The sequence below is a fragment of the Micromonospora sp. BQ32 genome, from assembly GCF_059358895.1.
Genome location: NZ_JCADBI010000006.1, coordinates 297,276 through 307,500, shown reverse-complemented (window position 1 = coordinate 307,500; position 10,225 = coordinate 297,276). Strand labels below are relative to the sequence as shown.

General features: G+C 73.5%; 8 protein-coding genes. 4 read left to right on the top strand and 4 right to left on the bottom strand.

Annotation, left to right across the window (positions count from 1 at the left end; translation table 11 throughout):
• The first annotated feature begins 353 nt into the window (after nucleotides 1–353).
• Nucleotides 354–752: an RDD family protein gene (locus AC5L30_RS15430; protein WP_494867957.1), complete on the top strand. Its 399-nt coding sequence runs from the start codon at nucleotides 354–356 to the stop codon at nucleotides 750–752.
• Between the two features lie 88 nt (nucleotides 753–840).
• On the opposite strand, the gene AC5L30_RS15425 is transcribed toward AC5L30_RS15430, so the two are convergent.
• On the bottom strand, nucleotides 841–1,527 hold the full coding sequence (locus AC5L30_RS15425) for a DUF4191 domain-containing protein (protein ID WP_494867955.1): 687 nt from the start codon (nucleotides 1,525–1,527) through the stop codon (nucleotides 841–843).
• 207 nt (nucleotides 1,528–1,734) lie between these two features.
• Between AC5L30_RS15425 and AC5L30_RS15420 the strand changes: the two genes are divergently transcribed.
• Both AC5L30_RS15420 and AC5L30_RS15415 read left to right on the top strand, forming a co-directional pair.
• A complete protein-coding gene (locus AC5L30_RS15420; protein ID WP_494867953.1) occupies nucleotides 1,735–1,905 on the top strand; it encodes a hypothetical protein in 171 nt (56 codons plus the stop codon).
• The gene (locus tag AC5L30_RS15415) at nucleotides 1,902–4,982 is read left to right on the top strand and encodes a helix-turn-helix transcriptional regulator (protein ID WP_494867951.1); all 3,081 of its coding nucleotides are present in this window, start codon (nucleotides 1,902–1,904) and stop codon (nucleotides 4,980–4,982) included. Before AC5L30_RS15420 ends, AC5L30_RS15415 begins: the two co-directional genes overlap by 4 nt.
• 16 nt (nucleotides 4,983–4,998) lie before the next feature.
• Here AC5L30_RS15415 and AC5L30_RS15410 read toward each other — a convergent pair whose 3' ends face one another.
• Both AC5L30_RS15410 and lipA read right to left on the bottom strand, forming a co-directional pair.
• Entirely contained in the window at nucleotides 4,999–6,705 is a 1,707-nt protein-coding gene (locus AC5L30_RS15410; protein ID WP_494867950.1) for a hypothetical protein, read from the bottom strand.
• Between the two features lie 53 nt (nucleotides 6,706–6,758).
• Complete coding sequence (gene lipA, locus AC5L30_RS15405) at nucleotides 6,759–7,754, bottom strand: lipoyl synthase (RefSeq protein ID WP_494867948.1); 996 nt, start codon at nucleotides 7,752–7,754, stop codon at nucleotides 6,759–6,761.
• 452 nt (nucleotides 7,755–8,206) lie between these two features.
• On the opposite strand from lipA, the gene aspS reads away from it, so the two are divergent.
• A complete protein-coding gene (aspS, locus tag AC5L30_RS15400) occupies nucleotides 8,207–9,493 on the top strand; it encodes an aspartate--tRNA(Asn) ligase (protein ID WP_494867946.1) in 1,287 nt (428 codons plus the stop codon).
• Between the two features lie 39 nt (nucleotides 9,494–9,532).
• On the opposite strand, the gene lipB is transcribed toward aspS, so the two are convergent.
• Nucleotides 9,533–10,174, bottom strand: coding sequence for a lipoyl(octanoyl) transferase LipB (gene lipB, locus AC5L30_RS15395; protein ID WP_210787391.1), 642 nt, complete (start codon nucleotides 10,172–10,174; stop codon nucleotides 9,533–9,535).
• Nucleotides 10,175–10,225 lie beyond the last annotated feature (51 nt).

Below are 10,225 nucleotides of genomic sequence, written 5' to 3'. Positions count from 1 at the left end.
CACGCCGGGCAGGTCACAGAAACGAACGTCGACGAACTTCACGTCCTCGTTCTTGAGGTATCGCAGCAGTTCCTCGGGATTGGCGAACACACATCCTCCTGGCACGTCCACGGGGTGGCTAGGCTTCTGGCGACGCTAGGGCCGGGGAGTTGCCCGGCCGTGTCTCCGTTGTTTCTGCCGTGTTACGTCCCTCGCGGAGCGTCAGCGGCACCCCTGTCCACGCCTGCGGCCCGCCGGGAACGCCGTACCGACTGTGCCAGTGTAATGACATCTGATCGCTTTGGCCTGAATCGGCACGCAGCGGCGGCGGCACCCGGCAAGCCCTCGTCCCGGCGCGGATACCCTTGACCGCTGTGACCAATCCGCACTCTCCGGCAGCGCCGGCCACCGACCCCACCTTCACCGCGCCGAGCCTCGGTCGGCGGTTCGGTGCGCTGATCATCGACTGGGTGCTCTGCCTGCTGGTGTCCAACTTCTTCGCCGACCCGGTACGCGACGGCTGGGCGCCGGTCCTGGTGCTGGTCCTGGTGTACGGCATCTTCCTCGGCCTGTTCGCCCAGACGCCGGGCATGTACATCACCAAGATCCGCTGTGTGAACTGGCACGACGGTGGCCGGATCGGCGTGCTCCGGGGCCTGATCCGTGGCCTGCTGCTGGCCCTGGTCGTCCCCGCACTGATCATGGACGAGCACCGGCGCGGCCTGCACGACCGAATCGCCGACTCGGTCATCGTCGACGCCCCCCGCGGCTGAGCCGACCCGTCAGGGCCGGTCCAGGCCGCGCTACGCGAAGGAGCCGGACCCGTACGGGTCCGGCTCCTTTACGCGTACACCTGAGGGGTCAGCGGCCCCGCGACTGGCGGAAGGCGCCTGGCGGCCGCATGTTCTTCGGGATCGCGCCCTTGGGCATCTGGGGCCGGGCGGTGAGCGCCTTGAGGCGCTTGTCCAGCGAGTTGACGTCCTTGCCGGAGAGGGCGCGGGGCAGGCGCAGCAGCGTCGTCCGGAGCTTGCGGATCGGCAGCTCGCCCTCCTCCTGCCCAATCACGTAGTCGTGCAGCGGAGCGGATCCGATCACCTTGGACAGCCGCCGCTTCTCCTGGCCGAGCAGACCGCGCACCCGCTGCGGGTTCCCCTCGGCCAGCAGGATCACGCCCGGACGGCCGATCACCAGGTGAACCATGTCCATCTGGGTGGTCGAGCTGACCGCCGGGGTCACCCGCCAGTCGCCGCGCATGTTCTCCATGATCTGCGCCGCCGCGCCGGGTTGCCCCTCGGCGGCGTTCATCATCGCCTTGTTGGACCGCAGGTTGAGCACGATCAGCACCGCGAGCAGGATGAACAGGATGCCCAGCGGCAGCCAGATCCAGCCCCAGAGGATGACCGCGACCACGGCGAGCGCGAGCGGGAGCAGCACCGCCGCGGCGACCAACGGCGCGAACCACCGGTCCTGCTTGGCGGTGAACTGGAACACCATCCCGATCTGCTTCAGCCGCTGGCCGAACGAGACCTTCTCCTGGGGCTTTGCCATGCCGCAGAGTCTAGTAGTCGCCGCCGCCCCGGTTGATCCGCGTCCGGGTGCCGGGGCAGCTGAGTACCTTACGTCGCCGTAAGCGCCCGGACCGGCCGGGTAAGGAGGCTGCGGGCCGGGAAGATGAGGCGTCCTGCCCATGCGCCGGTGGGGCCTTCGCGCGAAGAGTCGTCAGCAGCAGACGACGACGCCACGAAGGAGCCCGACATGTTCGGCAACGACGCAGATTTCCTGCTCACCCTGCACCGCACCCACGCCGCCGAGCTGCGCGCCGACGCGGCCGCGGACCGGCTCGCCCGGTCGCTGTCGCGTCCCACCAGCCGCGGGTGGTTGGGCCGGCGCAGGCAGGCCGGTCGCACCAGCGACGCCCGCCGGTGACCGCGCCCAGCGCGGCTGCCACGTCCACGACGCCCGGCGGGGTTGCCACGTCCACCGCGCCGGGCGCGGCTGCCACGTTCATGGCACCCGCCGGGGTTGCGGCTCGACCCGATCCGACCCCGCTGCCCGGCCACCGGCCGATCGGCGGGGTCGGCGGGGCGGGCCACCATGGCATGCTCGACCACGTGACCGTACGCGCCGCCAGCTCCGTCCTCGTCGGGCGTCACCGCGAGACCGCAGCGCTGCGGGACGCGCTCGGCCGGGCGCGGGCCGGAGAGCCGACCACCGTGCTGGTCGGCGGCGAGGCGGGTGTGGGTAAGACCCGGCTGCTGGAGGAGTTCGCCGGCTGGGCCACCGACGGCGCGGCGCGGGTGCTCATCGGTCAGTGCCTGGAGCTGGGCGAGGCGGGCCTGCCGTTCGCCCCGTTCGCCGCCGCGTTGCGCGCGGTGCTCCGCGCCGACGGCCCCGAGGTCTTCGCCGGCTACGAGGCGGAGTTCGCCCCGCTCCTACCGGAGCTGGGCCGCGCCTCCGCGGCGCTGGCCGCACCGCGCGCGGTTCCCCTCAGCGACGCCCCGCGCGGGTACCTGTTCGACCTGGTCGCCGAGCTGTTCCAGCGGCTGGCCGACGCTCGCCCGCTGGTCCTGATCATCGAGGACCTGCACTGGGCCGACCGGTCCACCCGCGACCTCATCGGCTTCCTCGTCCGGGCGGCGAGGCCGGGCCGGCTACTGCTGGTCTGCACCTACCGCACCGACGAGTTGCAGCGCGGGCACCCGCTGCGCCCGTTCCTCGCCGAGCTGGATCGGGCCCGCGGGGTGGAGCGGGTCGAGCTGGGCCGCCTGGACCGCGACGGCACCGCCGCGATCCTCGCCGACCTGCTCGGCACCGAACCGCTCGCCCGGGCCGTCGACGATGTCCACGAGCGCACCCAGGGCAACCCCTTCTTCATCGAGGAGTTGGCCGTCGCCGGCGACCCGATCGGCTGCGCGGCGCTCCCCGAGACGCTGCGTGACCTGCTGCTGGCCCGGGTGGACCGGCTCCCCGAGCCGGCCCAGCGGGTGTTACGGATCGCGGCGGCCGGCGGCACCCGTTTCGCCCACGACCTGCTCGCCGAGGTCGCCGGGCTGCCCGAGGCCGAGCTGGAGGACGCGTTGCGCGCCGCCGTCGCCGCCCAGTTGGTGGTGGCGGACCGGGACGGTGACTACGAGTTCCGACACGCGCTGGTCCGCGAGGCCGTGCACGACGAGCTGCTGCCCGGTGAGCACGCCCGGCTGCACGCCCGCTTCGCCGCCGCCATCGAGGCCCAGCCGCACCTGGTCGCCGCCGGCCGGGCCCCGGTCGAGATCGCCCACCACTGGCACGCCGCGCACGACCACCCGCGTGCTCTCGTCGCCGCACGAGCCGCGGCGGTCGCCGCCGCCGAGCGGTACGCGTACGCCGAGCAGCGCCGACTGCTGGAGCGGGCGCTGGAGTTGTGGGAGCTGGTGCCGGACGCCGCCGACCTGCTCGGCATGGACCACCTGGCGTTGCTGGAGCAGACCCTGGACGCCGCGGTCACCGCCGGCGACTTCAGCCGAGCCATCACCCTGACCCGGGCCGGGCTGGCCGAGGTGGACGTTGACGCCGCGCCGCTGCGCGCCGCCCGCCTGCTGGACCAGCGGGGTCGACTGATGGCCCTGCTCGGCAAGAGCGACGGCAGCCGCGAGCTGGATGAGGCGTACCGGCTGGCGGCCGGCGGCCCGCCCGGCGTGGAGCGGGTCCGGCTGCTCGCCGACATCGCCACCCACCTGGTCAAGATCGACCCGCAGAAGGCGGCCCGGGTGGCAGCGGAGGCCGCCACGGACGCCGAGGCGCTCGGAGAGCACGTGGCCCTGCTGTCGACGCGGATCGCGCTGCTCTGCCACGGCGAGCGAGACCTGACCGGCGGGCTGGCCGAGCTGGGCCAGGCGGCCGCCGCCGCCCGTGCGGCGGGGGACGCGCCGACCCTGGTCCTCGCCATGGTGTTCGAGTCGGACATGCTCTGCGAGTTGGGCCGCTACGCCGAGTCCGCGCAGGCCGCCGAGGCCGGCGTGGTCGAGGCGCGACGGGTGGGGATCAGCCGCTCCACCGGGGCGTACCTGCTCTCCAACCGGGCCGAGGCGCTCATCGCGTTGGGTCGGTGGGACGAGGCCGAGGCGGTCTGCGCGGAGGCCGCCCGGATCGACCTGTCCGGTGTCACCGGTCTGCACTGGCTCCAACTGGGCGCCGGGCTGCGGCTGGCCCGCGCCCATCCGGGCGCCGACGAACTGGTCGACCGGGCGCTCACCTTCCTCAACCGGCCGTACCTGTGGCCGAACCACCGGCTGCCCCTGCATGAGCTGGCGATCGAAGCGGCGCTGGCCGCGGACGACAAGGTCGAGGCGGTACGGGCGGCCCGCGTCGCGGTGGCCGACGAGAGCCTGCCGCGGCTGCCCCGGGAGGGGTGGCCGGTGCTCAGCGCCGCCGCGCGTACCGCCGCCCGGGTAAGTGACCGGGAGTTGGCCGCCGCCGTGGCGGCGCTCGCCACCGACCTGCCGGCGCGGCACCCGGCGGCCCGTGCGCACGCCGCCCAGGTCACCGCGCTGCTCGCGGTGGGCGACCAGGCGTTGCCGGCCTGGCGTGCGGCGGTCGACGCGTGGCGGGCCGACGGACAGCCCTACCCGCTGGGCCGGGCGCTGTTGGCGCTGGCCGAGGCGACAGCCGCGGCCGGGGAACGCGACGAGGCGGCGGCGGCGGTCACCGAGGCCACCGAGATCGGCCGGCAGCTGGGTGCGGCACCGCTGGTCGAGGCGGCCGCCACCCTGGCGCGGCGGGTCGGCCTGCGTGGTGCGTCCGGGGGCGGCGCGGACCTGCTGACCGCCCGGGAACGGGAGGTGCTGCGTCTGGTCGCGGAGGGGCACAGCAACAGCCGGATCGCCGAGCGGTTGTTCATCTCGCCGAAGACGGCAAGCGTGCACGTCTCCCGGATCATCGCGAAGCTGGGCGTGACCAACCGAATGGAGGCCGCCGCCCTGGCCCACCGCCTCGGCCTGCTCACCGAGGCCGCCGCGCCGCGCTGACACCCGCTTTGCGGGATCAGCGCGGCAGGTAGATGCGCCAGCCCTCGATGGTGACCAGGTCGAGCCTGCCGGGCGTGGCCCGCTGCCGCTCGTCGAGCACCTCCGCCAGCGGCGAACCGGCCGGCGCGACCCAGGCCGGTGCCGCCGCGCTGTCCACCTCCCGGCGGTACGCGGGATAGCGGTCGAACCCGGGGCGCAGGGTGTCGTCGACGACCGCGCAGACCACCTGCTCCACGCTGGCGAAGGTGAGCCGGTTGCAGGTCCAGTAGCCGGCGCGCACGTGTCGTACGCCGAGCTGACGCAGGGTGCTCACCAACTCGGCGTGCCGGGCCTCGGCGGCCCGGGTCGCCGGGACGGTCTCCGCGGCCCGCCAGGTGGCCTGGGCGGCGGTGCCCAGCGTGGCGGCGAGCAACACCACCGCGACCGACCGGACCAGCGTCGACCCGACGCCGTGCCGGCCGGTCACCGCCGGACGCAGCCCGTTCCGGGCGATCACCCACACCGGCCAGAGCAACGCCGGCAGGGTGATGAGCAGGCAGGACAGGTAGCGGGAACTCTCCACCGGGGTGAGCCCGGCGGAACTGCTCACGGTGTACGCGCCGAGGGTGGCCACCGCGGCCAGCAGGAGCGCCAGCCGGATCGCGGCCGCCACCCGAGGCGACACCGCGCGGGGGTCGACAGCGCCTGGGCCAGGGTCGGGGGTGCGCAGGGCCCGCCAGGCGGTGGTGACGGTGACGACCAGCAGCAGCGGCAGGGCGAGTGTCCACCACAGCTGCCAGGTGGCGCACTGGCCGGGAGCGCAGAAGCCCATGCCGAGCGCTGGGCCGAGCACCAGAGCGCCGTGCAGCCGGTCCGCCCAGCCCGCGCTGGAGTGCGCGCCGCTGGCCGCGAGCACGGCGTGCAGCGGGTTGCCCCCGGTCAGCAGGCTGTGCAGCAGCGGGGCCGCCGCGAGCACGGTCGCCGCCCCGAGCAGCGCGCCAGCGGCACCCCACAGCTCCCGGCGGCAGAACCCGACGAGTACCGCGCCGGTCGCCGCGACGTACGGCAGCACGAGCGGGTCGACCCAGAGCATCAGCCCGGCCAGGAACCCCCACGTCGTCCACCCCGCCAGCCGCCAGCCCGGTCGCCCTGCGTCGGCCGTCCGCCCGTCGGGTTGCCCCGTGTCAGCCGTCCGCCGCCCCGGTCGGCTGGTGGCCAGCTCCACGGCGAGCAGGGCCAGCGCCGCCCCGGCCGCGTTCATCTCGGGGTAGCCGCCGCCGGCGATCAGCTGGTTCTTGACAATCCGGTCGGAGCCCAGGGCCAGCAGCGCCACCACCAGCAGCCCGAACCACCGGTCTCCGGTCAGCCGCAGCGTCAACCGCCAGGTCAGCAGAAGAAACAGCGCGTACAGGGCCAACGTGGGCAACCGCAGCCCGAGCACCGACGGCCCACCGGCGAGGGCGAAGACCGGCGCGGCCAGGTACGCCTCCAGCGTGCCCATGTACTGCTGGCCGTAGAACCAGACCGGGAAGCCCTCGCCCCGGGCGATGTGCAGCGCGGCGAGCCCCATGGTGGCCTCGTCGCTGTTCGTCGGCGGGGCGGCGTTCAGCAGCAGCCACAGCCGGTAACCCACCCCGGCGAGCACGGCCAACCCGGTGAGCCAACCGACCAGGCTTGGACGTGCGCCGGGACGCGGGCGGGGAGCGCCCGCGCCGCGCGGCTGCTCGCGTACGCCGACGGTCATCACAGGATCATGACACCCGGAGGCCGAACAGCCGTGCGGCGCTGCCGGCGGAGTCAGCTGGCGGTGGCGACCGAGACGGCGGCGCGGGCGTCGATGGCCTGCTGGTAGAGCCGGCCGGCCCGGTACGACGAACGCACCAGCGGCCCGCTCATCACCCCGGCGAAGCCGATCTCCTCGGCCTCCTCGCGCAGCTCCACGAACTCCTCCGGCTTGACCCAGCGGGTCACCGGGTGGTGTCGGGGCGAGGGGCGCAGGTACTGGGTGATGGTGATCAGCTCGCAGCCGGCCTCGTGCAGGTCACGCAGTGCCTGTGAGACCTCGGCCCGCTCCTCGCCCATGCCCAGGATGAGGTTGCTCTTGGTGACCAGACCGTCGGCGCGGGCCTGCCGGATCACGTCCAGCGAGCGGTCGTAGCGGAACGCCGGCCGGATGCGCTTGAAGATGCGCGGCACGGTCTCCACGTTGTGGGCCAGCACCTCGGGACGCGAGCCGAAGACCTCGGCCAACTGCTCGGGGACCGCGTTGAAGTCCGGGATCAGCAACTCGACGCCGCAGCCGGGCTGCAGGGCGTGGATCTGCCGGACAGTCTCGGCGTACAGCCAGGCCCCGCCGTCGGGCAGGTCGTCACGGGCGACACCGGTGATGGTGGCGTAACGCAGGCCCATCGAGACCACCGACTCGGCGACCCGACGCGGCTCGTCGGCGTCGAACTCGGCCGGCTTGCCGGTGTCGATCTGGCAGAAGTCGCAGCGTCGGGTGCACTGGTCACCGCCGATGAGGAAGGTGGCCTCCCGGTCTTCCCAACACTCGTAGATGTTGGGGCAGCCGGCCTCCTGGCAGACGGTGTGCAGCCCTTCGCGCGAGACGAGCCCGCGCAGCTGGGTGTACTCCGGACCCATCTTGGCCTTGACCTTGATCCATGGCGGTTTGCGCTCGATCGGCGTCTCGGCGTTGCGCGCCTCGATGCGCAGCAGACGCCGCCCCTCGGGGGCCGCCGTTGCGGTGCGCGCTGCCTGGCCGGTCGTCGGCGCGGAGTGCTCGATCGTCACGAAAATGAGCCTACGCCGGACGGCAGGTGTCTATGTGCGTCGGGCGACCGGCGTCACGCCCCAAACGTTGTGACGCCCGACACCGGGGGATCGAAAATGTGCGTCACACGAGCGGGATTCGGGTGCTACGGTCGCCGCCAACAGCGACGACGGAGCCGAGTAGCGCCCCGACCCGCCAGTGCAGAGAGCCGCCGGTGCTGAGAGGTGGTCTGGCGCCGGGGCGCGAAGACCCTCCCGAGCTGCGGGAAGAACGGCCGCGGGTCACCCGCGCCCAGTAGAGCCCGCCCGGCTGGCCCCGGTCATCAGGCGACGAACGAGGCCCCCGCTCCGGCGGGGGTGAAGGTGTGGTGGCACCGCGAGGTTCCCGCTCGCCCACACCTCCCTGGGGCTGACGCGACGCTTCGCCACCCCAGGGCGGCGACGGCGTGGCGATCGACCGAGGAGCACCTGCCATGCAACGAACCCTGTCCCACCAGTTACCCGCCCAGATCGGCGCGACCGTGCGGATCGCCGGCTGGGTGCACCGCCGCCGACTGCTCAAGTCGGTGGCCTTCCTGATCGTGCGGGACGCCGCCGGCCTGGCCCAGGTGGTCGTCACCGACCCGGCCGTCCGCGCCCAGCTGGAGAAACTGACCGAAGAGACGGTCGTCGAGGTCACTGCGACGGTCACCGCGAACGACACCGCGCCCGCCGGGGTCGAGCTGACCGAGCCGACGGTACGTCCACTCGGGCCGCCCGCCGCACCGCCACCGTTCGACCTGTACCGGCCGGCGCTCACCGCGAGCCTGCCCACCCAGCTGGACAACGCGCCCACCGCGCTGCGGCATTCGACCCGGTCGGCCGCGCTGCGGATCTCGGCGGCCGCGGTGGCCGGGTTCCGGGCCGCGCTCGACGCCCACGACTTCGTGGAGATCCACACGCCGAAGGTGGTCAGCTCCAGCACCGAGAGCGGGGCGAACGTGTTCGCGCTGGACTGGTTCGGCCGGCCCGCGTACCTGGCCCAGTCGCCGCAGTTCTACAAGCAGCTGATGGTCGGCGTCTTCGAACGCGTCTACGAGGTGGGGCCGGTCTTCCGGGCCGAGCCGCACGACACCGTCCGGCACCTCGCCCAGTACACGTCACTCGACGCGGAGCTGGGGTTCATCGCCGACCACCGGGACGTGATGCGCGTGCTGCGCGAGACAGTGGCCGGGATGCTGGACGCGGTGGGTGGGCGGGCCGGCAGCGCCCTGGCTGCGCTCGGCGTCACGCCACCGCAGGTGCCGGCGGAGATCCCGGCGGTGCACTTCACCGAGGCGCTGACGATCGCCGGCGCGCCCGCCGACGAGCCGGACCTCGCGCCCGCCCACGAACGGGCGCTCGGCGAGTGGGCCCGCCGCGAACACGGGTCGGACTTCCTCTTCGTCACCGGTTACCCGATGGCGAAGCGACCCTTCTACACCCACCCGGACCCGGCGCGGCCCGCGTACTCGAACGGGTTTGACCTGCTCTTTCGTGGTCTGGAGCTGGTCACCGGTGGGCAGCGGCTGCACCGGCACGCCGACTACCTGGCGGCGTTGGCGGCCCGGGGTGAGCCGGTCGAGCCGTACGTCGGCTACCTGGACGGGTTCCGGCACGGCATGCCACCGCACGGTGGCTTCGCTATCGGCCTGGAACGGTTCGTGGCCCGGCTGGTCGGCGCGGCCAACGTCCGGGAGGTCACCGCGTTCCCGCGTGACCTGCACCGGCTGACGCCGTGAGCGCGGCGGCCCCCGACGTCGCCCGTCGGGGGCCGCCGCTCAGACCTCGATGAGGGTGGAGAGCCGGCGCTCGACCACCGGCAACACGTCGGCGACGCTGATCGGGCGCCCCAGCTCGGCGGTGAGCGAGGTGACGCCCGCGTCCCGGATGCCGCACGGCACGATTCGGTCGAAGTACGTCAGGTCGCAGTCGCAGTTGATCGAGAAGCCGTGCAGGGTGACGCCCCGCGCCACCCTGATGCCGATGGCCGCCACCTTGCGGGCCGGCCCCCGATCGTCCTCGGGCACCCAGACCCCGCTGCGCCCCTCGACCCGGCCGGCGGTCAGCCCGAACTCGGCGCACACGTCGATGAGCAGCTCTTCGGTCCGGCGCACGTAGGCGACCACGTCCACCGGGTCGGGCAGCCGCAGGATCGGGTAACCGACCAGCTGCCCCGGCCCGTGCCAGGTGATCTTGCCGCCACGGTCCACGTCGACGACCGGAGTGCCGTCCATGGGCCGGTCCCACGGCTCGGTGCGCTTGCCCGCGGTGTAGACGCTCGGGTGCTCCAGCAGCAGCACGGTGTCGCCGCGCTCGCCAGCCACCACCGACTCGTGCAGGCGCCGCTGCTCGTCCCAGGCGGCCTGGTAGTCGAGCAGGCCGGCGCGGACGGCCGTCAGGCCGGGGGTCGTCGTTGTCACGGCATCCAGCCTAGTCCCGCTACCGGCGATCTTCCCTGGTGAGCCGCCTCA